Source organism: Maricaulis sp. B-26, from assembly GCF_056857855.1.
This window is the reverse complement of sequence record NZ_JBSXNX010000027.1, coordinates 160,419-185,435: the sequence shown is the minus strand read 5'-3', so window position 1 is coordinate 185,435 and position 25,017 is coordinate 160,419. Positions and strand designations below refer to the sequence as shown.

At 63.9% G+C, this 25,017-nt stretch carries 25 protein-coding genes and 1 other RNA gene; 9 read left to right on the top strand and 17 right to left on the bottom strand.

The window, feature by feature from the left end:
- Positions 1-63: 63 nt before the first annotated feature.
- Positions 64-225, top strand: a complete 162-nt coding sequence (locus AC13HB_RS14575; protein WP_482950506.1) for a hypothetical protein — start codon at positions 64-66, stop codon at positions 223-225.
- On the opposite strand, the gene AC13HB_RS14570 is transcribed toward AC13HB_RS14575, so the two are convergent.
- On the bottom strand, positions 222-1,697 hold the full coding sequence (locus tag AC13HB_RS14570) for a LytTR family DNA-binding domain-containing protein (RefSeq protein ID WP_482950505.1): 1,476 nt from the start codon (positions 1,695-1,697) through the stop codon (positions 222-224). The genes AC13HB_RS14575 and AC13HB_RS14570 overlap by 4 nt on opposite strands.
- An 83-nt stretch (positions 1,698-1,780) precedes the next feature.
- On the opposite strand from AC13HB_RS14570, the gene AC13HB_RS14565 reads away from it, so the two are divergent.
- Positions 1,781-2,845: a serine hydrolase domain-containing protein gene (locus AC13HB_RS14565; protein WP_482950504.1), complete on the top strand. Its 1,065-nt coding sequence runs from the start codon at positions 1,781-1,783 to the stop codon at positions 2,843-2,845.
- A gap of 13 nt (positions 2,846-2,858) precedes the next feature.
- On the opposite strand, the gene AC13HB_RS14560 is transcribed toward AC13HB_RS14565, so the two are convergent.
- From AC13HB_RS14560 to AC13HB_RS14535, 6 genes are all read right to left on the bottom strand, one after another.
- Positions 2,859-3,719, bottom strand: coding sequence for a 50S ribosomal protein L11 methyltransferase (locus tag AC13HB_RS14560; RefSeq protein WP_482950503.1), 861 nt, complete (start codon positions 3,717-3,719; stop codon positions 2,859-2,861).
- A 141-nt stretch (positions 3,720-3,860) separates the two neighbouring features.
- A complete protein-coding gene (locus AC13HB_RS14555; RefSeq protein WP_482950502.1) occupies positions 3,861-4,646 on the bottom strand; it encodes an outer membrane protein in 786 nt (261 codons plus the stop codon).
- A gap of 180 nt (positions 4,647-4,826) precedes the next feature.
- Positions 4,827-7,121 (bottom strand): ATP-dependent helicase, encoded by a 2,295-nt coding sequence (locus tag AC13HB_RS14550; protein ID WP_482950501.1) that lies wholly within the window; start codon positions 7,119-7,121, stop codon positions 4,827-4,829.
- A gap of 362 nt (positions 7,122-7,483) precedes the next feature.
- Positions 7,484-7,864: a hypothetical protein gene (locus AC13HB_RS14545; protein WP_482950500.1), complete on the bottom strand. Its 381-nt coding sequence runs from the start codon at positions 7,862-7,864 to the stop codon at positions 7,484-7,486.
- Between the two features lie 69 nt (positions 7,865-7,933).
- Positions 7,934-8,455, bottom strand: coding sequence for a hypothetical protein (locus tag AC13HB_RS14540; RefSeq protein ID WP_482950499.1), 522 nt, complete (start codon positions 8,453-8,455; stop codon positions 7,934-7,936).
- A gap of 102 nt (positions 8,456-8,557) precedes the next feature.
- On the bottom strand, positions 8,558-10,165 hold the full coding sequence (locus AC13HB_RS14535) for a chloride channel protein (RefSeq protein WP_482950498.1): 1,608 nt from the start codon (positions 10,163-10,165) through the stop codon (positions 8,558-8,560).
- A 195-nt stretch (positions 10,166-10,360) separates the two neighbouring features.
- Here AC13HB_RS14535 and AC13HB_RS14530 point away from each other — a divergent pair, with 195 nt between their 5' ends.
- On the top strand, positions 10,361-10,798 hold the full coding sequence (locus AC13HB_RS14530) for an SRPBCC family protein (protein ID WP_482950497.1): 438 nt from the start codon (positions 10,361-10,363) through the stop codon (positions 10,796-10,798).
- Positions 10,799-10,801: 3 nt separating this feature from the next.
- On the opposite strand, the gene AC13HB_RS14525 is transcribed toward AC13HB_RS14530, so the two are convergent.
- Entirely contained in the window at positions 10,802-11,026 is a 225-nt protein-coding gene (locus tag AC13HB_RS14525; RefSeq protein ID WP_482950496.1) for a ribbon-helix-helix domain-containing protein, read from the bottom strand.
- Between the two features lie 182 nt (positions 11,027-11,208).
- Here AC13HB_RS14525 and AC13HB_RS14520 point away from each other — a divergent pair, with 182 nt between their 5' ends.
- A complete protein-coding gene (locus tag AC13HB_RS14520; RefSeq protein ID WP_482950495.1) occupies positions 11,209-11,514 on the top strand; it encodes a hypothetical protein in 306 nt (101 codons plus the stop codon).
- On the opposite strand, the gene AC13HB_RS14515 is transcribed toward AC13HB_RS14520, so the two are convergent.
- Both AC13HB_RS14515 and AC13HB_RS14510 read right to left on the bottom strand, forming a co-directional pair.
- Entirely contained in the window at positions 11,511-11,708 is a 198-nt protein-coding gene (locus AC13HB_RS14515; protein ID WP_482950494.1) for a DUF4169 family protein, read from the bottom strand. The two genes, AC13HB_RS14520 and AC13HB_RS14515, sit on opposite strands and share 4 nt — an antisense overlap.
- Before the next feature lie 150 nt (positions 11,709-11,858).
- Positions 11,859-12,167 carry a hypothetical protein gene (locus AC13HB_RS14510; RefSeq protein WP_482950493.1) on the bottom strand — a complete coding sequence of 103 codons (309 nt, stop codon included), beginning with the start codon at positions 12,165-12,167 and terminating at the stop codon, positions 11,859-11,861.
- A 111-nt stretch (positions 12,168-12,278) separates the two neighbouring features.
- On the opposite strand from AC13HB_RS14510, the gene AC13HB_RS14505 reads away from it, so the two are divergent.
- A complete protein-coding gene (locus tag AC13HB_RS14505; protein ID WP_482950492.1) occupies positions 12,279-13,238 on the top strand; it encodes a S41 family peptidase in 960 nt (319 codons plus the stop codon).
- A gap of 65 nt (positions 13,239-13,303) precedes the next feature.
- Here the strand turns inward: AC13HB_RS14505 and fumC are convergent, their stop codons facing one another.
- Entirely contained in the window at positions 13,304-14,698 is a 1,395-nt protein-coding gene (gene fumC, locus AC13HB_RS14500; RefSeq protein ID WP_482950491.1) for a class II fumarate hydratase, read from the bottom strand.
- A 157-nt stretch (positions 14,699-14,855) separates the two neighbouring features.
- On the opposite strand from fumC, the gene AC13HB_RS14495 reads away from it, so the two are divergent.
- Entirely contained in the window at positions 14,856-15,194 is a 339-nt protein-coding gene (locus AC13HB_RS14495; RefSeq protein WP_482950490.1) for a RusA family crossover junction endodeoxyribonuclease, read from the top strand.
- Here the strand turns inward: AC13HB_RS14495 and AC13HB_RS14490 are convergent.
- The 5 genes from AC13HB_RS14490 to ssrA all read right to left on the bottom strand — a co-directional run bounded on the left by AC13HB_RS14490 (position 15,191) and on the right by ssrA (position 18,415).
- The gene (locus AC13HB_RS14490; protein ID WP_482950489.1) at positions 15,191-15,589 is read right to left on the bottom strand and encodes a hypothetical protein; all 399 of its coding nucleotides are present in this window, start codon (positions 15,587-15,589) and stop codon (positions 15,191-15,193) included. The genes AC13HB_RS14495 and AC13HB_RS14490 overlap by 4 nt on opposite strands.
- Before the next feature lie 76 nt (positions 15,590-15,665).
- The gene (locus AC13HB_RS14485; RefSeq protein ID WP_482950488.1) at positions 15,666-16,883 is read right to left on the bottom strand and encodes an MFS transporter; all 1,218 of its coding nucleotides are present in this window, start codon (positions 16,881-16,883) and stop codon (positions 15,666-15,668) included.
- Positions 16,883-17,374: a PaaI family thioesterase gene (locus AC13HB_RS14480; RefSeq protein WP_482950487.1), complete on the bottom strand. Its 492-nt coding sequence runs from the start codon at positions 17,372-17,374 to the stop codon at positions 16,883-16,885. The genes AC13HB_RS14485 and AC13HB_RS14480 overlap by 1 nt, the downstream gene beginning before the upstream one ends.
- Entirely contained in the window at positions 17,374-17,886 is a 513-nt protein-coding gene (locus AC13HB_RS14475; protein WP_482950486.1) for an SspB family protein, read from the bottom strand. The genes AC13HB_RS14480 and AC13HB_RS14475 overlap by 1 nt, the downstream gene beginning before the upstream one ends.
- 153 nt (positions 17,887-18,039) lie before the next feature.
- Positions 18,040-18,415: a transfer-messenger RNA gene (gene ssrA / locus AC13HB_RS14470) on the bottom strand.
- 267 nt (positions 18,416-18,682) lie between these two features.
- Between ssrA and AC13HB_RS14465 the strand changes: the two genes are divergently transcribed.
- The 3 genes from AC13HB_RS14465 to AC13HB_RS14455 are packed head-to-tail and all read left to right on the top strand — an operon-like array spanning position 18,683 to position 24,464.
- The gene (locus AC13HB_RS14465) at positions 18,683-19,198 is read left to right on the top strand and encodes a hypothetical protein (protein ID WP_482950485.1); all 516 of its coding nucleotides are present in this window, start codon (positions 18,683-18,685) and stop codon (positions 19,196-19,198) included.
- Positions 19,177-23,442: a vWA domain-containing protein gene (locus AC13HB_RS14460; protein ID WP_482950484.1), complete on the top strand. Its 4,266-nt coding sequence runs from the start codon at positions 19,177-19,179 to the stop codon at positions 23,440-23,442. The genes AC13HB_RS14465 and AC13HB_RS14460 overlap by 22 nt, the downstream gene beginning before the upstream one ends.
- Positions 23,442-24,464 carry a hypothetical protein gene (locus tag AC13HB_RS14455; protein ID WP_482950483.1) on the top strand — a complete coding sequence of 341 codons (1,023 nt, stop codon included), beginning with the start codon at positions 23,442-23,444 and terminating at the stop codon, positions 24,462-24,464. Before AC13HB_RS14460 ends, AC13HB_RS14455 begins: the two co-directional genes overlap by 1 nt.
- A gap of 87 nt (positions 24,465-24,551) precedes the next feature.
- On the opposite strand, the gene AC13HB_RS14450 is transcribed toward AC13HB_RS14455, so the two are convergent.
- Positions 24,552-24,920 (bottom strand): VOC family protein, encoded by a 369-nt coding sequence (locus AC13HB_RS14450; protein ID WP_482950482.1) that lies wholly within the window; start codon positions 24,918-24,920, stop codon positions 24,552-24,554.
- Between the last annotated feature and the right edge of the window lie 97 nt (positions 24,921-25,017).

Genomic DNA, 25,017 nt, shown 5'->3' with positions numbered 1-25,017 from the left:
AAGCATGGCTTCGCAGGGCTTCCAAGACAGGGCATGAGGCGTCTGAGTTTTCAGGAGGTTCCCATGCTCTACGGTGTCGACGACTGGCGCTACATGAATGCCAGCTCCATGATCAACCGCGCCATGGAGCGCTCGCGCGAGCGCGCCGGCGTGAAGGCCAAGCCGCGCACGACCGACGTTGACGCCTATCTGGCCAGCAATGGTCTGACGGCCAAACGCCGCTAGCGTGACAGCCGGTCCCGCAGCGGGGCGACCTGACTGCGGCTGACCGGCAAGCCGGATCCGTCCTTCAGCTGCAAACGATAGCGGCTGCCCTCTGAAGCAGTCAGCGCCCGGGCCTCGTCCAGATTGACGGCATGGCTGCGATGAAGCCGGAAGAAGCGGTCTGCCGGCACCGCTTCCAGCAATTGCCCCAGTGACCGGTTGTCCAGGTGCTCGCCGCCTTGGCGCATATGCACTTCGGTATAATTCCCCGCCGCCTTGAAATAGGCGATGTCGGCAAGCTCCACATACACGGTCCGGCCCGTCAGGCTGAGCGCCAGACGATCAGGTGGAGCCGCGGGTTCCGGTAACAGAAACCCCGGATTTCGAATGGCCGGCCAGGCAAACAGAGCCAGGGTGAGGGCGTAAACGCCGCGATCGATGAGGTCGCTTGGCCAGCGCAGGGCATAGGCCGCGATAACGGCGAGGCCGAGCGCGAGTACGCGGCCAGCATGATCGCCGCGCCACAGGAGCCAGAGACCGGCCGAGCTCATTGTCAGCGCCGTCGCCAGCGCCGACTTCCCGTCATATCCCGACATCCAGAGCGCAGCAGCGACGACGAGACCTGTCGTGACGCCGATCCAGCTCAGGGCAATCCGCCCGTCGTCCGCCGGCCAGCGCCGTTGCACGAAGCGCAGGAGCGCCAGTCCGAACAGCGACAGACCCAGCAGGCTGACCGCCTGTCGCGGCTGGTGCCAGTCATAAGGGTAGTTGATCCAGGACCGGCTGATTTCCGCGAGCCCGGCCAGGATCAGTCCGCCCATGCCCGCGATCAGCCAGTAGCCCCGCCTGTCGGCGGTTCTGTGTGTGCGCAGACCGAGTGTCAGGAGCAGGGCGATCAGGGCACTTCCGGTGACCACAAGCGGAAGGTAGTAGCGGACCGGGCGGCGTGCATCGGGATTATAGGGGATGATCAGAAAAGCCTGGACCAGGGTGTGAGGCCGGTAGCCGGCGTGGTGGCTGGACAGGCGCAGGGCGATCCAGTTGCCCTCGTCACGGATCAGGCGGCCCGGAATGGCGATCACGCTCTCGATGGGGCCGGCGGTCTCCGCTTCCGCCGATGCGCCGGGCATGCCCTTCGTGCCGACAATCTCGCCATTCACCATGATCTCGGCCGAGAACGGGCCGGTCAGCAACACCGCCGGCGGTGCGCCGTCGCGGGCGAGGGGCGCGTCTTCCCAGATCAGCCAGGCCTCATCGTCCGGACGTTCCACCGCACGAAAGCGCATCAACTGCCCCGATTGCGGGTCGGACTGCCATCGATCGAGGCCGTCCGGGCCTGTGACGTGGCGGACCTCGCCGGGTGCATCGAAGGCGATCTGCGGCTGCGGAATGAAAAGCAGCGCGACCAGGACCAGGGCGCACAGGCCCAGGGCCTCCAGGATCGGGCGGGTCGTCCGCAACCGGTTGAGCCATTCATCCAGCATATGAGCCATTCAGCCGATTTCACTTTCTTCACAGGGGCTTGGTGGCGTCAATCCGGCGAACCCCGATGGTGAACTCAAACACAGGATAAAGCATGTTGATGTCCAGAAGTCAGCTGAGCGCTGCGCTCGGCGCCGTCCTTCTTCTCTCGTCTGCCGGCAGTTCGGTGACCGGCCCGGCAATGGCGGTCTCCGACCGGGAACCCGATCCGCGCGCTGTCGAGGCCCAGGCGATCTTCGACGCCATGGCAGCGGAATACCCCGCGCTCAACGCAACGGTCATGATCGAGGGCGAGATCGTCTGGGAAGCCGAAGGCGGGATCAACCGCCTTCCGGGCGATGGCGTGTCCCGGGATTACAATGTCTATTCGGTCGCCAAGCTGATGGTGGCGCTTGCCTATCTGCGCCTGGAGCAGACACAGGGCCTGGATCTCGCCACGCCGGTTCGCACGATCGATCCGGGCCTGCCGGCGCATTATGACGGTGTCACGCTGCGGGCGCTGATCGACCACCGTGCGGGCGTGCGGCACTATTCTTCCGAGGCAGACTGGATCGAATTTTCCGAACGCCGCTGCGATGTTCCGGCGGATGCGCTGGGACATTTCATCGAGGATCCGCTCGATCCGGCGCCGGATGGCGAAGCAGAATACTCGACCTTCGGCTATGTCCTGCTCTCGCACCTTCTGGTCCGGATTGCCGGGGCGGATACGTTCGACGCGGCCATGCGGGAGGTGCTGGGCGAGGCCTATACGGCGCACCGGGACAGCGAGATGGCCGACAAGGCCGCCAACTGGATCGACCTGGGCAACGGGCTTGTGCAGGTCGATGGCCTGTCGGCCGAGTGCAAGTTCGGCGGCGGTGGTCTGCTGGCCAGCTCACGCGACTTGGCCGTCATGCTGGATACGGTCGCGGCGGGCGAGCTTTTCGACCCTGCGCGTCTCGGCGAGGAGACCGGACACTGGGCCGGCTATGCGCAGGATACGGGCGTTCATTTCGCGGCACATTCCGGTGGGTCGCCTGGCGGCCGGGCCTTCATGGTCACCTTCGTGGAGCCGCGCGTATCCGTCGCCGTGACGGCCAATGCCGACGGACCGAATTTCTACGATCTCTCCCTCGCACTGGTCAGGCTTTTCTCGGCGCCGGGCGGCGACGCGGAGTAGGTATCACCCCGTATCAGGCGCGGACGGCGACCAGGGTTTCCCAGCCCTCGATCGGCGTTTGCCGGCTGACGGTGAGGCCTGCATTATCGTAGGCCTCCCGCACGGCCGCTTCCTGCTCGGTGAGAAGGCCGGACAGGATGACCTTGCCGCCCGGTGCGAGCGCGTTCGCGATGCCGGGGGCAAGCTCGACCAGAGGGCCGGCGAGGATATTGGCGAAGATCAGCTCGAACCGCCGCCCGGCCAGCTTCTCGTGGTCGAGCCCCTCGGCGACGAAGCAGTCGATCTCCGGCGTCGCGTTCTTGCGGCAGTTTTCGAGGCTCTCCTCGACCGCCTCCGGATCGATGTCGGAGGCGAGGATTTCGGCCTCCGGCAGGGTTTTCGCCGCGGCGATGGCGAGCGCGGCCGTGCCGCAGCCGAGGTCGAAGACCGTCGCCGGCGTCTCGCCCGCATCGAGCATTCGAGAGAAGGCAATCAGGCAGCCGCGCGTGGTGCCGTGGTGACCGGTACCGAAAGCGGGGCCGGCTTCGATCTCGAGGCCGATCTGTCCGTTACCCACAGCGTCGCGGTCATGCGAGCCGAACAGAGTGAAACGGCCCGCATCCACCGGTTTGAGACCTTCCAGGGACAGCCGCACCCAGTCTTCTTCCGGCATGGGGCCGAACTCGACAGGGATGTCTGCGGCCAGGCCCGAGGCGGCCCGGAAGGCGGCCTCGTCCGGCATGGTCTGGAAAAGCACGTCCAGCCTCGCATCCTCGCCGTCCTCGAAGAGGGACCAGCTGAGAGCGAGCGCCGGCGCGGTTTCGTCCATCCGCTCTGCGACATCGGCAAGCGTGGTGAAGTCGGCGCGGGCGGTCAGTCGCCAGAGTGTGCTCATGGATCGGTCCTTGCGGCTGGGTTCGCGCGGGTTTGGACCGAAGCTGTTTCAATATCAACCTGCATGTCAGCTCAAAAAAAGAGGGCCCGGCGATGCCGGGCCCCAATGGAGGGAGGGGGAATTTCCCTTCAATGAAGACGTTTACTGGGTCAGCCGGATGCCGAATTCGAGAATGTGGCTGTCATTCTCGATATCGAGGCTGGTGGGGAAGAGAATGGAGTTGGTCTCCACATCGCCCGTCGTGCGGTACCGATAACCGCCGAAGAGATCCATATTGTCGTTGATCTCGTAGCTGGCGCCGAACATGGCCTGGAAAAGTGTGCCCATTTCCGAGTCGTCGATAATGCCAATTCCGGACGGGCTGTACTCGACCTTGACCTCGGCCAGACCGATGCCCGCCCCGACATAAACGTCGAAGGTGGAATTTTGGATTGGGAAATCGTAATAGCCGTTCACCGAAAGGGCCCAGGTCGTGATGTCGCCCTGCCCGTCGGCGACCAGGTCGGCCACGGTCATGCCGAGCGGGGTGGCGCCGGTGACGAGGACAGCCGCGTCGGCTGAGCCGATCGAGCTTCCGCCGACATTGACGCCGGTATGCGTGTCGACATCGGCCTCGCTGTAAGAGACTTCGATCTCGCCGCGCCAATTGCTGTGATAGCTGTAGCCGAACGCGCCTGCGAGGAAGACGCCGCTGTCGAATTCGGTCGACCAGTCGACGCTTGAGCCGGAGGGCCAGACTGTGCCCGGCGCGATGCTCACACCGTCGCCGGTTATGAAGTCGCGCGTCAGTGCGCCGGAATTGTCGCTGTCATTCTGGAAATTGAAGCCCGCACTTCCGGAGAGATAATAGTCCTGCGCACTGGCGCCGGCGGTCAGCGCGGCGGCCGCGGCAAGGCTTGCGGTCACAGGAAACAGAAAGCGTGGCATGGGGTCACCCCTCAAATTGCGAATTCCAAGAACCACAAGTCCTACGAAACAACTGAAGGGGCGGGCTAGTCAACAAAAAGTTTTAATTAGAAACTTTGCGTTGTGGGTGGAGAACTGCCGAAATTCCGGAAGCCTGAAGGTCCGGCGATCGGCTTTCGGCAACCGAATTCCGCTCGTGCCCTAAGGCAATTCCCGCAGGAAATTCTCGACGACCTTCTTCTCGCCGGCCTTGTCGAACTTCACGGTGTATTTGGCGCCGTCGGCCTTTTTCACTGTGCCGTAGCCGAACTTGTCGTGGAAGACGCGGTCGCCGTTTCGCCATTTGCCGGTCGTGTCCGAGCCGCCGCTTTCGATCAGCGTGGCCTTGGCATTGATGGTCGGCGCGGATGAGCGCCGGCCTTCGGTCTGGCTGGCCTGATAGCGCTTCCAGCCCGGGCTGGAATAGCTCGATGCCATGGCGTCCGGCTTCTGGCGCACACTCTCGAAACCGGGACCGCCATCATAATAGCCCGTCTCCGATTTCGCCTCGACATGATCGAGCGGAAGCTCGTCGATGAAGCGGGAGGGGATGACGGTCTGCCAGCGGCCATAGATCATCCGGTTGGCGGTGAAGGTGATGATGGCACGTTCGCGGGCCCGGGTGATGCCGACATAGGCGAGGCGGCGTTCTTCTTCGAGCGAACGCGTGCCGCCCTCGTCCAGCGAGCGCTGGGAGGGGAAGACAGTCTCTTCCCAGCCAGGCAGGAAGACGAGCGGAAACTCGAGGCCCTTCGCGCCGTGCAGCGTCATCAGGGAAATCTCTTCATCGTCGGAGACCCGGTCCGCATCGGTTACGAGCGAGACATGCTCGAGATAGGCTTCCAGCGTGTCCCATTCGCCCATGGCGCGGACGAGCTCCTTGAGGTTCTCCAGCCGGCCGGCCGCCTGGGGCGTCTTGTCCTCGCGCCACATCGCCGTATAGCCGCTCTCGTCGAGCACGATCTCGGCCAGCTCGTCCAGCCGGCTCTGTTCGGCCTGCTCGCGCCAGCGGTCGACATCGCGCAGGAAGACCTGAAGTGCCGTGCGCGCCTTGCCGCGGATTTCGTCCGTGCCGCTCATCATGCGGGCGGCCTCGGTCATGGGCACACCGCGCTCGCGCGCGGCGATCGCGATTTTCTGAACCGTGGTGTCGCCAATGCCGCGTTTGGGTGTGTTGACGATACGCTCGAAGGCAAGATCGTCCTGGGGCGAGCGGACCAGGCGCAGATAGGCGTGAGCGTCGCGGATCTCGGCGCGCTCGAAGAAGCGCGGTCCGCCGATCACCTTGTAGGGAAGGCCCAGCGTGATGAAGCGGTCTTCGAAGGCGCGCATCTGCCAGGCGGCGCGCACCAGCACGGCGCAATCGGCATAGGAGCGGTCTGAGGAGACCCAGTTCTCTATCTCCTCGGCAACGAAGCGGGCCTCGGCCTCGCCATCCCAGATGCCGCGAACCTGAACCTTTTCACCCGCCTCGTCCTCGGTCCAGAGCGTCTTGCCCAGGCGCGACCGGTTGGCGGCGATGAGGCCGGAGGCGGCGCCCAGAATGTGCGCGGTCGAGCGGTAATTGCGCTCGAGGCGGATCACCTCCGCGCCCGGGAAGTCTTTCTCGAAGCGCAGGATGTTGTCGACCTCGGCACCGCGCCAGCCATAGATGGACTGGTCGTCATCGCCCACGCAGCAGATATTGTTCGAGCCCTGAGCCAGCAGGCGCAGCCAGAGATACTGGGCGATATTCGTGTCCTGGTACTCGTCGACGAGGAGATAGCGGAATTTCTGGTGATAGAGGCCGAGGACGTCCGGATTGTCCTTGAAGATGTGCAGGGTGTGCAGCAGCAGATCGCCGAAATCGCAGCAATTGAGCGTCTTCAGGCGGTCCTGATAGGTCGCATAGAGGCTCTGGCCGCGCCCTTCGGCGAAGGACCATTTATCCTCTTCATTGAGCTGGCCAGGCAGCAGGCCGCGATTTTTCCAGCCATCGATGACGCTGGCCAGGTGGCGCGGTGTCCAGCGCTTCTCGTCGATACCGGGCTCGGCCTGGATGATCTGTTTCAGCAGGCGCAGCTGGTCGTCCGTGTCGAGGATGGTGAAACTGGACTGCAGGCCGACGAGTTCGGCATGGCGGCGCAGGATCTGCGCGGAGATGGAGTGGAATGTGCCCAGCCAGGGCACGCCTTCGACGGCCTCGCCGATAATCTTGCCGACCCGTTCCTTCATTTCGCGCGCCGCCTTGTTGGTGAAGGTGACGGCGAGGATTTCCCACGGACGCGCGCGGCCCGTGGCCAGGATATGCGCCAGGCGCGTGGTCAGGACGCGGGTCTTGCCGGTTCCGGCGCCCGCCAGAACGAGCACCGGCCCGTCGAGGGCCTCGACGGCCGCCTTCTGCTCCGGGTTCAGCCCTTCCAGGTAAGGCGTGGGCGGCGCCGGACGCGCCATATCGGAAATGGACAGGTTGGACATGACGCCCCTCGGCCGCAGCGAGTCGAAATTACTCGTCAGTCTGGACCGATTGGCGCGTCAGCCCAAGAGGTCGGTGTGCGATTGTTCGTATTTTGTTCGGCGGTTCTGCAGCAGAGACCGGCTCAGGCAAACCTGACCGGCTTCAGGCCGTATTTCATGTCGATGCCCTTGATATGGGCCCAGAGTCACAGCTTGAGGACGATGAGAAGGCGGACTGGCCGGGCACGGTCATCGACGTAGATATCGAGCGATGAGTCCCAAACCATAATCGGCAGGTCTGGTCTCAAGATATGCGTGCTGGCTGGCAGGCGCAGTCAACCGGGCTGAGGCCGCGAACAAGCGGGATGCCGGGCCTTAACCGGTCAGGCAGCGCGATTACGCGGTGCTCCGAATGGTGGAGACTCAAGGAAATGCAGGAATTTCCGGCTGACATGGCCGTTGGCCGACCGGACATCTTCCGCGTATTCGGCCAGGCGGCCGAGAAAGCTATCCGCCTCCTGGCAACAGGAGACAAGCGCGTCGGTTTCGGGGTCGATATGGCAATCGAACATGTCTTCGGCGGCGCAGGCCAGCTCGTTGACGATGTCGAGCATGTCCGGGCCGGACGCCTGTCCGGCGCGTGCCGCGTTCAGCTCTGCGACCATTGTCCAGTAATACCGGACACGAGGATTGGGATTCTCCGCCCGGTTGCGCCAGGAAACATCATTTGTTGTGCGTGTTTCGGCGACGATCTGATTGTTCATGAGCTCCCCCATCCGCCCGGAAAGTAAAGAGGATTTACAGAAGCGAACCACAACTGAGCTCATATCATATTATGTTTTTGTTAACTCGTTACCCTCTGGTTGAAAAAGTGCGTCAATTTGCGCCTGTGCGGTGTCGTCATCGTAAGCTGGCTCGTCGACTGTCTGGCCATGAATAGCGCCCGACGCGGCGGAGATCAGAGGCTTGATTTCATGGGTCGCGAGATGGGCGATCGCGGCGAGGTCGTTCGGTGTCGGTTGGTCGCGCAATGTGCCTTGTGCGCCGAGGATTTCGCTGTCCAGCTGGCAGATCAGGGTCTCAAGATGTGCCCGTACCTCGCGTGGGGCCGCCTCGTAGGCCTGTACGGCGAGATCCTTGTCCTTGAAAGTCGAGTTCGCGAAGTGCGAAGGATAGTCGGCGGGAGCCCATTCCAGGATGTCCTCTGCACAATCCGGCATGTCCGGAAGCATTTCCATCAACATCACGACTTCGTTGAAGTGGTTGAGATAGTCCGTCGCCAGCCCGGTGTCGGGATTGATGTTGGCCGCACGCAGGGCGTCGGCGTCAAGCGCCCCCCTGCCCAGGACCGGCATGTCCCGGTCGTGTGCTGCCTCTGCGTTCGATCTCATGTCTACAGTCTAGTCGCGACAACCTTTCCAGACGGATAACCGCACGACATCCGGTGGCGCAACGCGTCAGCGATGCTCCTCCTCGCTGATCTCGGCGAGTCGCCGCGCATAGGCAGCCTGGGCATCGGCCTTGGTAATCCAGGCGACGATATCCTGGTCGCCATGGCGTGCGCGCACGGCGCACCCGTCCACCTGTTCCGCATCGAGCACACCGAGCGCGCGCCCGAGCGTGTCATCCTCGAAAACGCAGGTGCTGTCGGGGATCTCGGACGTGCCCCAGTCGTCCAGCGGGATCTGGACGTCGCGCACGCGCACCGTCTGCAGGACGAGCCGACCCGACCCGCCGGACAGGTCGTATCCCTTGCGCTGAAGCTGCAGCTGGAAGAACGAGCCGCCGACCGCCGATTGAGACAGAACGGTTGCCAGCGAGACCGCGACGAGGACCGCGACAGAGGCTTCGTAGCTGGCCGTCAGCTCGAAGACGATGAGCGTGGTCGACAGCGGTGCACCCAGCACCGCGCCGGCCATCGCGCCCATTCCGATGACCGCAAAAAAGCCGGCACCGGCGGTGGCATCCCCGAACACGGCGGTCAGGGCGAGCCCGAAAGCGGAACCCAGCATGGCGCCGAGATAGAGAGACGGCGAAAAGACACCGCCGGCGAAGCGGCAGGAGAGGGTGATGATGGTGGCAAGGGTCTTCAGGGCGATGAACAGGACCAGTTGCTGGAAGACATACTCGCCGCGCAGGGCGTTGGAGGTCGCTTCATAGCCGACACCGAGAATTTCCGGCGCCGCCAGGGCGAGCACGCCGATGGCCAGTCCGCCCGGGATCGGCAGCAGCCAGAGCGGCAGCCGGATCGACTGGGCCCACTGTGCCAGCCGGGCCGGCAGGAAAATGGCGCCGCGGTTGAATATGATGGCCAGGCCGGCGGCGGCGATGCCGAGGAAGGCCGCGGCCGGGAAATCCCACACGCTCGCCGCCTCCAGCGCCGGCAATCCGAAGACCGGGTCCTGACCGAAATGCGCGCGAACGATCAGCGCGCCGATCACGCTGGATGTCGCGACGGGCGCGATCGAGCGCAGGGCATAATGGCCAAGCACGACTTCGAAGGCGAAGAGCGCGCCAGCGACCGGAGCATTGAAACTGGCCGAGACGGCGGCTGCAGCGCCGCAGGCGAGGAGCGTCCGGCTACCCCGCGCCGACATATCGAAGATCTGGCCGAGGCTGGAGGCGAGTGCCGCGCCGAGGTGGACGGCCGGACCTTCGCGTCCGGCGCTGGCGCCACCGCCGAGCGAGATAGCGGCCAGCAGGGCGGAATAGAGACCGGACCGCAAATCCATCCGGCCACTGCGAATGGCCCGGGCCTCGAGCACGTCGGCGACCGCGCCGGGCTTGTGCTCGGTGTTCAGGCCGAGCCTGCGGCCGAACCAGAGCAGGGCGGCGACGACGATGCCGGTGGCCAGCGGGATGAGAACGAGGCGCGAGGCGGGCAGATCGGATGCCGCACTGGCAAGATGGATTTCGGTGACGCCGAAGGCCGTTCGTTCGACCGCGCTTATACCCAGTCGGAGCGCCAGGGTGGCATAGCCGGCGATGAGGCCGACCCCGATGGCGAGCAGCCAGAGCGCCGGGCCGCGTCCGTCGCGATAAGCGGCGGCGACCAGCTGCAACATGCTCGTCTGCTTCTTTGAATCAGCCACATGACAGGTGTCGCGCCGCCAAACCGCCCGGTCAAGCGGTAGAGGTGCTGGTGCCCTGTTCCGGCTGCGGGTGGGCCTGGCCTGGCCGAAGTTGTAGGATGCAAGTTGTGTTAGGCTACTGTGGGTGCCCGCCGGTGGCCTCGGCGGGCATGCCAATGGAGATTGGACATGGCAATGCCGCGTATCGAAAAATCCGTTTTCCTCAAGGCCGATGCCGGTCGCATCTGGGCCTTGCTGACTGAGCCGGAGGAATTGGCGCGCTGGTTTCACCCGACCCATGCCACAATGGTGGCAGGCAAGACCTACGGCCTCTATCGCAAGGCATCCGATCGCACGCCGCTCTGCCATGGACGCGTGCTGGAGACCGAGGCACCCAGGCGGTTGGTCTATACGTTTACCCATGAATGGTTGGGTCAGCATGAAACGCGCGTCGAATGGTCCCTCACCGAACTGGGCGAAGGGACCTGGCTGCGGCTGGTGCATGGCGGTTTCGAGGACGTGCCGGTCGATGCGCTCGATGCGCTGTTCGAGCATGACAGCGGCTGGGACGAGCATCTGGTCAAGCTGCGCGAGGTGATCCAGGCCGGGGCGACGCAACCGGCCTGACGGTCAGCCCTGTACCCTGAGCCGGGCGTTCAGCCGGCCCAGCACCCAGACCCGTACGGAGGAGGCCAGCGGCTCGTCGCCTCTTTCAGTGTCGATGCGCCCGATCAGCGCGGCGACGGATAGTCCGTCCTCTCCGGCCGCCCGTTCGATCTCGGCCCAGAATTCCGGTTCGAGCGACAGGCTCGTCCGGTGACCGGCTAGGGCCAGGGATTTTTTCACGAGGGGCATGGTGCTGACTGTCTTGCAGCCTTGCTCCCGACGCAAGAGAAAGCCGTGTAATTAACGAGGCATAAACCGTGGTGCAGGCAATCTGGCACCTCGTGGCGACGCTGGGCGTGGCTTAGCCGCAAACCCCGATACACGCTACGAAATCGAGAGCTTCGGCCTTATCGACGTCGAACGGAGACTACATGCGCCGCTGGCACAGGCCCATCCCGCTGACCCCCCTATACGAGAAGGATGTTCCTGATCGTCCCGGGGTGTATGTGCTGCTTGAGGATGAGCGTCAGCTGGCTTCCGTGGTCAAGATCATGCCCACGCGCTCCCTGCTGAGGGGGTTTCGACGCGAGATAGGCGGGCAGGATCCGGAGGAAAAGGTCCGGCCTTCGGCACTGATGTATTTCGAGACGGCCTATGAAGCCGAAGAAGCAGACCGGCTTCTGCGCGAATATCGCCGGAATAACGGTCGCCGTCCCGCGCTCAACTCGCCCTTCTAGTCTTCATTGTCATCCGGTCCGGACAGCTTCTTGCCGTCCAGCTCGCGTGCCGCTTTCGCCGCCTCTGCCTGCGTCAGCGAAGTGACCGATTTCGGCTGGCCGTATTTCAGCCGGTTGGCCTCGGCGGACTTGGCCTTGTCGTCACGCGCCTTGCGTTTGCGGAACTGACGCAGATTGACGGGCTTGGAGGTCATGTCCGGAAGTCTAGAACCATATCGTTCTGCATCCAATCCTGAGCTCACGTGCATCACAGTCTGGTTCGGTGCTGTGCCAGAGGGGAAATCATGCGCGCCTTTTTTCGGTTTCTGACCACGCCCTTCCGCTGGATGCCGTGGTATCTCTGGTTAGCGCTCGCAGGCATAGCTGCTTGGTTCGGACGCGGCATCCTCATCATCATCGCGACTATTATTGCCTTCCATCCGATACCGGTCCCGCCACTGTTTCAGGGCGAAGCTGAAACAGTGGAGGAAGCCCGGCTTCAGGATCTCCGGCATTTCAGGCATGTGCGCCGCAACGACCGTTCCATGACCGAGGCGATGCGGGCTGAATTCGATGCCCGCACGGCGGAACTCCGTGAAGGTGCGGGCGAGTTGAGCGATGCCGAGTTCATGCTGGGTCTCGCCCGCGCGCAAGCGGTGATCGATAATGGTCATTCGAACACGTCGGCCGTCCGTCTGGTCCGCGACTTTCCCCGTTTGCCTGTCCGGTCCGCATTCATGGATGGCGAATTGCGCATTCTGAGGGTCCGCGGGAGCAATACCGACTTGCTGGGCGCGCGTATCCTGACCGTCGATGGTGAACCGGTCGAAGCGGCTATTGCGAGATTCCGGGATGTCTTCGGAGGCAATGACGCGTATTTCCGGAGCGTTGTCCCGCTTCTTCTGGAGACGCCGGCCATGCTCACCGCCGTGGGCCTGGGAAACGACGATGCAGTCGTGCTCGATCTCGAACTGGCCGACGGGCGCCGGGACCGGCGCACGCTCCGCGCTTTTGCCGCCGGTGAGTCTGCTTCGCCGGTCTATCCGGGGTCGCTGGCTATGGCCTGGCGTCTGGACGGCGACGAATGGCAGGCTGTCCTTCCGGCCGGCGAGCCGCTCTTTCTCAGGCACCCGGACCGCGGGTACTGGTTCGAGAGGGTGGGGCAATCCGATATCGTCTACCTCACGATCAGACGGAATCTCGATGATGACAGCGGGGAGAGCATCCGCGCGTTTTCGGAGCGAGCCGCGGCGGAACTGCGCGCCATCTCGCCCCGAGCGATCATCGTCGACCAGCGTTTCAATGGCGGCGGCGATCTCACTCTGACATTCGATCTGATGGATCAGCTGGGCGATATCGTCGGGCCCGAAGGGCGGGTCTATCTCCTCGCCAATGCGAATACCTTCTCGGCAGCAATCGTGAACCTCGCCGCTGCGAAGGCCGGCGCTCCGCAGCGGACGGTGATCGTCGGATCGCAAATCGGGGACCGGCTTCAGTTCTGGGCGGAAGGGTGGGCATACACCTTGCCCAATTCGGGCTTCTATGCGCGCTACTCGACCGGCTTCTACGATCTGCAGAACGGCTGTTCAGGCATTTTCCGCTGCCATTGGGGCAGTCGGCATATTTTCCCGATCCTCGTCGACGATCTGGACGTCGATATTCCGGCGCCGCTGGATTTCGAGGCCTATGTGGCGGGACGTGATCCGGCGGTGGAAGCCGTTCTCGCCGCCGAAGCGGTTCGCTAGCGGCTCAGAAAAAAAAAGGGACCGGCGAAACCGCCGGTCCCTGTCATTCGAAGCGCTGAGGCGCGTCAGTCCTTCGGACCGATCATCTTTTCCGGGCGCACGATCTCGTCGAACTGCTCTTCGGTGACGAAGCCCAGCTTGACGGCTTCCTCGCGCAGAGTCGTACCGTTCTTGTGCGCGGTCTTGGCGACAATGGTGGCGTTGTCGTAGCCGATCGTGGAATTGAGCGCCGTGACCAGCATGAGCGAGCGCTCCATCAGGGCGCGGATATTGTCTTCGCGGGCCGTGATACCGACCACGCACTTGTCGGTGAAGGTGTTCGAGGCATCGGCCAGAAGGCGGATGGACTGAAGCACATTGAAGATGATGACCGGCTTGAAGACGTTGAGTTCGAAATGACCCTGGCTGCCGGCGAAGCTCACCGTGGTGTTGTTTCCCATCACCTGGGCGCAGACCATGGTCATCGCCTCGCACTGGGTCGGGTTCACCTTGCCCGGCATGATCGAGGAGCCCGGCTCGTTCTCCGGCAGAGCAATCTCGCCCAGGCCCGAACGCGGTCCGGAACCTAGGAAGCGGATGTCGTTGGCGATCTTGAACAGGGAGACGGCGGCCGCGTTGAGCATGCCGTGCGCCTCGACCAGGGCGTCCTTGGTGGCGAGGGCCTCGAACTTGTTCGGCGCCGTCACGAAGGGCAGGCCGGTGAAGTCGGCGACTTCCTGGGCGAATCCTTCCGCGAACCCCTTCTTGGTGTTGAGACCCGTACCGACGGCGGTGCCGCCCTGGGCCAGTTCGAAGAGGGCAGGCAGGGTGCTTTCCACGCGGCGGATGGCATTGGTCACCATAGCGACATAGCCGGAGAATTCCTGGCCGAGCGTCAGCGGTGTGGCGTCCTGGGTGTGGGTACGGCCGATCTTGATGATGTCCTTGAATTCGTCGGACTTGGCCGCGAGGGCGTCGCGCAGCTTGGTCAGGGCTGGCAGGAGTACGGCATTGACCTGCTCGGCGGCGGCGATGTGCATCGCCGTCGGGAAGGTGTCGTTGGAGGACTGCGAGCGGTTTACGTGATCGTTCGGATGAACCGGATCCTTCGAACCGATCTTGCCGCCTAGGATCTGGATGGCGCGGTTCGAGACGACCTCATTCGTGTTCATGTTGGATTGCGTGCCCGAACCGGTCTGCCAGACGGAAAGCGGGAAGTGGTCGTCAAGCTTGCCTTCCGCGACTTCCAGCGCGGCCTGCGCGATCGCGTCAGCCAGTTCCGGCTCCAGATTGTCCAGTTTCCTGTTGGCCAGGGCGGCGGAGCGCTTGACGATGCCGAGCGCGCGGATGAGCGGCCTGGGCATGGTCTCCGTGCCGATCGGGAAATTGATCAGCGACCGGGCGGTCTGGGCACCGAAGAGTTTTTCGGACGGGACTTCGAGCGGGCCAAAGCTGTCGGTTTCGGTACGCATCTCGCTCATGAGGGGAGGCTCCTTGCAGGCCGCATCATGCGGGTAAATGATGGTCAGAATTGATTCGGACGTGTAGCACTCACACATGAACGATCAAGATGATCATGCGCATGGCCGTGGGGGCAAAGGGCGCAGCTGGGTCGGCCGAGGGAAGGTTCAGGCACACATGTCTGGCGACGAACTCAATTTGCGGGTGGACGCCGTGACGACGCAGACGCGGCGTTTCAAGTCGCTGATCGGTGAATTCTTCCGGCTCGAATTCAAGCGCGCGCGCCCCAAATGGGGGCCTTACGAGGTCACCATCGAAATCCAGCGCACGCCGGAAAGCCCCGTCCATGACGTGGACAATGTCGCCAAGGCCGTGCTCGACGCTCTGTCCGGTATCGTCTTTCATGACGATAGCCAGGTCGAGCGCCTCCTGGTCACCAAGACGGAAGGCGAGAAGCCGCGTATCGCCGTGACCGCGCGCCCGATGAAGGAAGTCCGCGTCCTGGAAGACGCCTAGACGCCGGTCGTCTGCGACAGCCAGGCGAGCGCTTCTGGCCGGGTCGTGAAAACCCGGAAATTTTCGAGCTCGCGCGCGGCGGGCATCACCTCCCAGACCTGTACCACCAGTCTCTGGAAGTCGGATGGCACGACCCAGGCGATCCGCTCCTTGGTGTCGTGCTCCCTGCGCCGATCTTGCAGAGCCGGAAAGAGTTCCTGGGTCAGTACGTCGAAGGTGAAGGCCGAAAGATCGGCAGACGGCTTGACCTCGACCAGGCGGGAAATGCCCTGACGCCAGTACGGAGAGTTGATGATCTCGTTATCGAGCCGGAGAATGTCAGGCGGCAAGACAAGTCCTGACAAGACCGTCTCGAAACGATCTTCTGCAGGCTTGAATGTCGTCTCATAGGCCATCTTGCCATCCTCGCCACCTGTCTCAGTGTGAAACTAAGACAGGGCGAAGACCGGGCCAAGTCCGGTCGGACCCAGTCTAGCGTTTTCCGCCAGCCAGGCGACCCGCATCGGGCCGACTGCGAAGCCGCAACATCGCCCAGACGCCGATGGCCGGGCCGAGGGCAAGCGGTGCGAAGGCCCAGCGCCAGCCCGCCCAGTCGATCCACCATCCGAGTCCCTGGACCATGAGGGCCGTGAGGGCGAAGCCCATCGCGGTCTGAATGGTCAGCAAGGTGCCGGTGCGCTCGGGAGGCGCAAGCTCGGTGATGGCGGCGGAGAACTGTGCGCTGTCCGCGATCACGCTCATGCCCCAGACCAGGAGTACCGTCACCATCAGCCAGGGCGGGGCGCCGAACAGCAGACCGGTCGCCACGGCGCAACTTCCGGACAGGGCCATCGCGATCGAGGTCACGGCCGTCCGGCCGAAACGGTCGGCCAGGCGCCCTGCAGCGATACAGGCGGGCGCGCCGGCGGCGACGACGGCGAAAGCGGTGAGATCGGCCGGCCAGGCGGCGTCCGCATGGGGCGCCCAATAAGCGAAGGCGAAGGGACCGATCCACGCCCACATGGCATAGAGCTCCCACATATGGCCGAGATACCCCAGATTGGTGAGACGCAGTGCCGGGTCGCGCAAGGCCAGCATGGCGGCAGAGGGATCGAAAGGCGCCGCGGGACGCAGTCCGGGCCCCCCTTTTGCGCAGACGATCGCACCAGCAGCGAGCAGGGCGGCGATCGCAGAAGCCAGAAAAGGCGCCTGCCAGTTCAGTTCGGCAGCTGCGAGATTGAAGGCAAATGGCAGGGCGGAACCGAGCGTCAGGGCGCCCACGAGCAGTCCGACCAGCAGACCGGCATCGCCTCGTGCCCAGCTCGCGGCGAGCTTCATGCCGACTGGGTAGACAAGGGCCAGCGAGGCGCCCGCGATCGCGCGCGTGGCGATCATGGCGAGACTGCCCGGCGGCAATGCGAGTGCCGTGAGATTGCACGCTGCGGCGAGAATGGCGCCGGCCGCGAAGAGCCGGCGCGGCTCGATCCGGTCCGGCAGGCCGAGCACGGCAGATGTGACGGCGCCGAGGACGAAGCCGATCTGGACTGCGCTGGTCAGCGCCGCCCGGCCGGCGGCTGAGAGATCTCCGACTGCGGTTAGCCCGGGCAGTGCGGCGGCGCCGGCAAACCAGACGGAGAGGGCGAGCACCTGTGCCAGGGCGATGAAGGCAAGGGAACGGGCCTTGCCGCGGAAGGCGGCAGGAGCGGACATCAGGTCCTGGCAGGCTTGACCCGGCGCACCTGGCAGGTGGCGCTCGATTTGGCGGCGATCTCGCCGGACGGGGTCCAGATCGTCCCTTCCATGAAGGCGACACGCCCTCCGATCCGCATGGCCTGGCCGCGAGCGCGGCATGGCTCGACCGGCAGCGGTTCGAAGAAGCTGGTCTTCATCTCCAGCGTGGGTACGCCGCATGTGAAGCGCTCGGCGACAAGCACGGAAAGGGACATGACCTCGTCCAGCATGGCGGTAACGATACCGCCCTGCACGCTGCCGCGGAGATTGGCAAGCTGTTGCGTCGGGTGAAACTCAGCCTCGAGCCAGCGCTCCTCGATCGAAAAGTCGAGCAGCGTGAAGCCCAGCAGTTTCGATGCGTGAGGGTGTTCGGAGCGCACGCCGAGGCGCTCGCGTATCTGGTTCGCGTCGAGCGGTTCGGGCGGCGTTCCGCCAGCCAGATCCGGGGCAACCAGTTGAGGCGATTTCATTACTTCTTGCGGAAGCTGTCGAGGCTGACGACCTCGGCGCCCTCGGCGGCTGAGTTTTTCTTGCCGGAAGTTGCCTTCTTGCCGCCGGCGACCGCCTTCGGCTCGTCCGTGTCGGCCGCTTCGGCGACGCTGCTGTCCTCGTCCCCTGTGATTTCGTCCTGCTCGAACTGGAGATGGAAACCGACGCTCGGATCGTGGAAACGGGAAATCGCGGAATAGGGCATTTTCAGATATTTCGGCACGCCGGAGAATTTCAGGGTCACTTCGAAGCCGGTCTCGGTGACGTTGAGGTCCCAGAACTGGTGCTCGAGCACGATCGTCATCTCTTCGGGGTATTTCTCCAGGAGGGTCGGATCGATATCGACGCCGGGAGCCCGGGTGCGGAAGGTGATGTAGAAATGGTGCTGCCCGGGCAGGCCCTCAGCGCCCGCCGCCTTGAGCAGGGCCTGCCGGACCACGCCTCGAAGCGCGTCCTGCGCCATCAGATCATAGCGCATCAGGTCTTTCGCCATCGTCGCATTCCCCCACTAATACCCTGATTGAAGGGTACCCGAAGGCCGGTTCAGGTCAACGAAGAAGCACGGTCCGACTGCAACTCGTGCAGTGCCGGCCACGCATTCCGTCAAGGTGCGGCCTGAAAGCTTTAGATCGGGCAAGTCCGGTAAAGTGGAGGCTTCTGTTGCCAGGCGCCTCCGAGCCCCGCCTGAACCGGCTAAAGGGTCCAGGAGTTTAAAGCGAGATTACCCGCGCTGCATTACGCAGCGAGAGCGACCTCTTCAGCGTAGTTGTCGTTGGCAACTATCTAAAACGAGCCTGTAACGGGCCTCACCCGAGCGAAAGCAATCCCCTTTACCCGTCCGTCGATCCTGTGTCGGCCCCATGCCGGCCCGATCCACTTGCTGAAGGTGGCGCGGGGAAGGTTATGGTGGAGCCGCCGGGTACTGCCCCCGGGTCCGGTCCGGTTATTACGAGCGCGTTTATCGCCATAGTCGGCAAGCCGACATCCCTAATATAGGTGATTGCAGCGCCGGTTTGAAGGGCTGCGACCAGTATGCTCGATCCGGCCGGGCGACCCGATGTGAATGAGCGGCGGCAGGTCGTCTCCGGCAATCCCAACTATCGCCTGATCGCCGCCGATATTCCGGCGCTTCAGTGCGAGCGGATTGCGTCCTGGCCAGCCGGTGCTGAAGAGCGGTGATAGTTGGGATCTGGATTGTTGTTGCGATTATTATGCGTATTCGAGGGAAGGTTCGGGCGTTGCGCGAACTGTTTTAACCATGCAAGAGTTCCACCCGAAGAGGGGTTGGGATGGGTTCGGATGCGCAAGATGAGGCGGGTGATGCACGACGGGCCGGATGGGGGCTCGGCACGCTGATCGTTGTTGCTGCGCTGCTCGCAGCCGCTGTCTTCTGGTTCCTTTTCCTGCGCGAAGCGCCCCCGCCGGACGATCTCTGGGCCCCGACCACCCACGCCTATGATCCGGAATGCACGGAAGAATGTCCGGAAATCCTCTCGCCGCGACCGATTGGCCATGGAGGCGATGACGGGCTGGTTTTCTCCATGCGGACGGATCCGCGCCTGGATGATCCGATCGCCCAATGGGGGATGTGCATGGATTCCGTTTTCAGTTGCACGGGGCTGGAAATTCCCGACGGCGAGGCCGAACGCGCCGACGTGCTGCGTCAATGCGTGGCGCAGTCGGACTGCCCCCAGGCCTGCCGGGACCGGTTTGCCGATCGTGCCGGGACCGATCTTGACAGTGTAGTTGATCAATTCGAGGCAGTCTTCGTAGCGGAGGATGCATGGTGCGCACCCCGACAATGACCCGCTGGACGGTTCGCGGCCTGGTGATCGGAACGGTAGCAGCCCTGTCTCTGGGCGTGGGGGGCTGGGATACGAAGGACAGGGCCCGACAGGGCGAATACGCCAGTCATGGCAGTCCCCAGGACAAATGGCACGCCATGTATTACTGCCACGGGTCCAGCCTGCCAGACTGCCGGGAGAATGAGCATGCCTGGCTGGCGGAAACCGCCCTGATCCGGGCCGCGCCGCAAAACCCCTGGGGACTGACGCCCGAGACGGACCTTCAGGTCTATGATCTGGCCACCGGCTATTACCGGGAGCAGCTTCGAGAGCGCGACGGGGCTTATTGGGATCCGGACGATGTCATGGACATTCCGCGCCGGGTCGTTCCGGGCGCGGCGAATTTCGCCGGCGTGCCGGATTTCAGCTATTCCCTGTATGACTGGATCAACAAGAATGAGCTCTGCCCGCCCATCCCGACGGGGCGGTTGCCGGAAAACACGCCGTCAGACTGTCACAACTATACCTATTGGCAGGGCGGGGGGTTCAATGCGTCGCATTTCGGTTCCCAGGCCACGCGCACCTATCGACGCCTGCACGCGACGGCGCTCTCCGCAGCGCGCCGGGCGCGCCGTCTGCGCGAGCGGGCGGAGCAGGACCCGGCCACGCTAGACCTGCACAGAGATGCCATCCGCGAGGCGGAACGCGAAGCGCTGGCCTTCGAGGGCTATGCCCAGCACTTTCTCCAGGACCGCTGGGCGATGGGGCATATGTTCGATCGCTGGGGGTCGCCGGAATTCAATGCCAGTGGCATCGGGGTCGATCCGACCCGGGCGCTGATGGCCGGTGCCTTCACCGGCATCATTCACGGCTACGAGTCCGTTTTGCATGTGCCCGACGCCATGTCCTCTCCGGAAGTGGGCACGGTCAATACGGTGGTCAATCTGGGTGCCCGGGCGCTCAACTGGATTGGCCAGCAGATCGGCGTCGTCGACGAGGATGAAGAACCGGCTCCCAGCCGGCTTTACGTGCCTCACTGGAGACGGCCGGGGGAGGAGGAAACCCATCCCGGCGTAGGCGATTACCGCGCCCACGACATGCAGCGCCAGCGCTATGAGGCGAGGGTGAATATCGGTGGTCGCGTCGTAACTTACAATACAGAAGCGCGCTTGCCCGTCGGCGAGCAGTACGAGCAGTTCATGGATTGCAGTGCCGCCGGTTTTCGCGAAGTGATCGAGGCGTTCGGAGAAGGTCAGGACGGCTATGGCGTCGACGGCGCCACGCTGCGTTCGGACATTCCCTCCGGGCCGGGCGCGAATTGCTTCGACATGTGGGCGACCAATGACTCCATCCTCAACGGCATGGGCCAGGAATTCGCCATTGCCGGCGGGATAACGACCCTGGCCCAGGCTGGCTTTCGCATCGGCAATGTCATCAACAATGTCACGGGCAATGCCGAGCTGGAGGATCTGCCGCCGGAGATCCAGGGTTTCGTCCGCAGCCGCAATAATACGCTGAGCCTGTCGCGCATTTATGTGCATGCGCGGTTGCGTGCCTATCGCGACCCCGACGGGATCGATCTCGCCCAGGGCGGGATGATGGACCTGCTGGGCGTTCCCACGGGCGACACCTATCCGATCGCCTCCTATTTCGAACCGGCCGATATCGCATCCTTGCCCGGGGAGGACCCGCGCGGCCGGGACGCGCAATCCATCTATGGGTTCTTTAACCGGGCCCATGCCGACCACTTCTGTGAAGAATCCGATGAATTGCTGCCGCAGCTGCGCGGTTCCCTGCAGGATAATGAGCGCGCCATGTGCCGGCTTCTCGCCCAGCGCATCTATACCGGCGTGCGTCAGGAGAGTTCGCGGGTCGAGGAATATCTCGCCATGCTGGACGCGGATGGTCAGCGCCGCGAAGCGCAGCCCCTGTGCGAGGTCGCGGTCGAAAACTGGTCCGCCCCGGATTTCGACGGCGACCCGCTGGAGAATATGCATCCCGGCTATGTGCCATGGGATTTCTCGCGCAATGAAGCTCAGGCTTTTGCCATGGCGCGAGGAGACATGTCCTACCGCTCCGTCGCCAATTGGTGCGACCAGACACCGGTGATCGACTATGAGGATGAGGAGGCGCTGGCTGAGCAGACCATCGTCGCCGTGGTCGAGGATACGCGCGACGCGGTGATCCTCACCGGGCGGCATTTCGGCGAGCAACGAGGGACGCTCAAGATCGGGCTGCGGCCCGGTTCGGCGACGCTCATCGCCGCGGACGATATCGAGACCTGGAACGATGGTGAGATAAGGTTCAGCCTGGACAATGCCTTTTCCGACATCGATTTCGACGAAGACCGCCTGAGCTATGTTTTCATCGAGCGGGCCGCACCCGAAGGCGGAGAAGACCCGGGCCGGGCCAGTGTCGGGCGTTTCGCGATTCAGCGCGATGTGCATCCCCCGGAGATCGCCCGGGTCGAGATAACCGGGACGCGGCGCGACATTTATTATCGACAGATCAATCCGGTCGACGAGGACATGGAAGCCGGCACGGATGAGCCCGGCTGGTTCTTCGACCGCGAGCCGCCGGAAATGCCGGACCCGTCGGACGAGGCGTTCTGGCCGATCCCGCCAGGCGAAACCGTGACGATCGAGGTTCGCTTCAATACGGATATGGAAAGAGACGCCGACGGGGAGGAATTCCGGCTCGGCGACGATGTTCTGACCGGTCGCTGGACCAGCCGCCAGGTCTGGCGCGGCGAATGGGCGGTTCCCGAAGATGGCGAAATCGATACGCCGCGTGGCGGCCGACCCTTGTCGGTCATGGCCCGCTCCGATCGCGGCGCCTGGATTGATGGCGATCCCGACAGCCCGGACGCGCAGCCCGACACGTCGAACCGGATTCTGATCGACCGGCTGCCGGTATTCGTCGAACGCATCGAGGTGCGTGGCGGCGGGTCGACGGTTTACCGGGCGGAGTGGAATGGCGGGCCGGACTATGAGTCCGAAGACAATCTGACCCGGCGTGCCCTGGGCGATCCGGAGCGCATTCTGGACGTTGAAGTGGCGCGAGCCGCACCGGCGGAGGGCGAAGGACGCCTGCGCTTCGAGACCTCGCGCGATATCGACATGGCGCCCCAGGTGACGGTCGGCGGTGCCCGTATTGTCATGGAAGGTGAGGGACGCCGCTGGCAGGGCAGGTTCGACTACACGGAAGCCAATACCCGCACCGACGAAAACGGCGATATCCCGATCAGCATCCAGCTCTTCGAGCGGACCCAGGATGCCGACCCTCGTACGGCGACGGTGATCAATGATCCGGCTCAATGGCGGCGGGAAACCTATTGGGCCGGCCTGGAGAGCGAGCGCGGCGGCGAAACCGTTCCCACCGGCGGGCCGGATGAATGGCACCGACTGGGCGAGCCGCCCGGCCTGTCGCTTCTGGTCGTGCTCGATGCGTCGGGTTCGATGGAGGAGAACAACCGCATGGCCAATGCCCGTGCGGGTATCAACCAGACCTTCGCCAATCTGCCCGAGGACCAGCTGATCGAGTTCGCAGCCGTCATCTTTTATGGATGCGGGTCGTTCTCGACCCGGAGTTTCACTCGCGATGCGGACAGTATTCGAGAGTTTCTGGTTTCCGCCTCCCCGTCATCCGGCACGCCGCTCGCCGCGGCGCATGACCAGGCGCGGGAGATGTTCGCCTCCCTGGCGGATCCGCGCGCGGAGGAGTGGCGCTATGCGACTTTTACCGACGGCGCTGAAACCTGCGACGGCGATGTGGCCGGCGCCGTGCAACGTCTCCAGACCCTGGTCAATCGCCATCAGGCGCCGGACAGCGATCCTCCGCCGGAACCGGAACGTCCCGATCCGCCGCCTCCGCCAGTCGATTGCCAGGTGGCGACCTGGCGCGGATATGAGGTCCGGGTGCGCGATGGCGGCCGGCACGTCGACGAGATCCGGCTGATTGAACATGCCTATCTGGAGCGGGCTCTGCCCGATGGGCGCTGCATTGCCCGGCATCAGATCGACACATACGGCGTCTATTACGGCTCCATCCGCGACCGGTCCGGAGGCCGTGCGCGGTCCCGCTGGGGCGTCAATTCCCGGCCCAGCGAAACCCGAACCAATTTCGGCACCAGCCGGCTGGGCGAGGATGACCTCCTGCGAGTTCGCAACGAAGCCGATCGCGCCCGTAGCGACCTGGTTTCCCTCGAAGACGCCCGCAACCGGATCGAGCAGGCTGTCGAGGCGGCTCAGCCGGGGAGTGGATGATGCGCGGAATTCTTCTCGCCTTCCTGGCCGCATCGGCCGGCCTGTTTTCGGTATCGGGCCAGCGGCCGGACCGCGTCGAGCCAGGGCGGATCGAAACCGTGGTACTGGACGAGACGGGCTCGGCCGTGCTGCGGGTCGATATCGACCACCCGGGCGTTCCGGCCTTTGATATCTTTTCCGCCCCGCCCTCCGTCACGCAATTGCGCTTGAGCCTGGTCGAAGACGCGGAAGCGCTGAAAGCGCCGGAGGGTATCCCGATCCTGCCCGCCGGGCGTCACGATCTGCTGGTGTCCGCAGCCGAAGGTTATGATGGCGGCCCGGCCGAGATACAGGGGCGTCTGCGCATCGACCCGGCGCTCGATGCCTTCGAGCCCAATGATACGCCGGACGCCGCGGCGGAGATCGATTTGCCCTTCCACCGGATTGTCCGTCTGGCCGATGGGGAGTGGGACTGGTTCCGCGTCGATCCGGGGCGCGGCGGCGTGGTCGGCATCCATCTCCACTATTGGGGCGGCGATTACACGGGGCCGGGCATTCGCGTTCTCGATGCCGATCGGGAAGAGATTTTCCGGACCGCCAATACCGATTGGTCCTGGCGCGGCATGCGCTATGTCCGGGCCGAGGGGCGTCCGCTTTATATAGGGGTGACCGACGATCGGAGTTGGCGTGACAATCAGGCGGGCGGTTTCAAGACGCTGGAAATCGTTCGCTATGCACCGACCGGTGCGGTCAGCGGAAGTCTGGTGACGCTGGGACTGGAAGCCGACGACCCGTCCTTTTTCCAGCTTGACCTGGTCGGCGAGGCGCTGGGCAGTCCCGTTCACACGGCCGACGAGGCGGAAGCCGTCGCGAGCGAGCTGGCGCGGGCAGTGGAACGCCGCGACGAGGGCGGAATAAACCCCTGGATCGCCTTGCTGCTTCTGATCGTGCTGGCAGGCGGCGGCTATCTCTGCGGCGCCTATTTCTATCGCCGACGGTCGGCCAAAACCGATCAGATACTCAGGGATCAGACCACTCGGTGATCAATACGATCACCGAAGAAATCATAATCGGAGATCGGGACATGGCGTTCACCTTCGCTATGTCCCGTCTTCGCAAGAGGGCGGGAATTACATGCAGAATACGTTAAGCTTGTTGCCGTCGGGGTCGCGGAAATAGCCGGCATAGAAACCGTCATCGCCGCGCGGACCGGCTTCGCCTTCGTTCTGGGCGCCCAGCTCGATTGCCAGCTTGTAGACCTTGTCGACCTGCTCGCGATTTTCCGCCTGGAAGGCCGCCATGACGCCATTGCCGACCGTGGCCGGATTGCCATCGAAAGGCTTGGTCAGAGCGATGCCACAACCGCCGCCGGGCTTGCCCCAGGCGATAAAGCTGTCGAAGTCCATCATCCGGCCGACGCCGAACTCGCCACACAGCTTGTCGTAAAAGGCGCCCGCGCGCTCCAGGTCGTTGGTTCCGAGGGTTACGTAGCCCAGCATTCCGATCTCTCCCTTGCAGAATGTTCTTGAAATGTTCCAGTCATCTTTAACGCCCGGAGGGCGGGTGTCCAGTAAAATCGTCGTCGCCTGTTTTCGG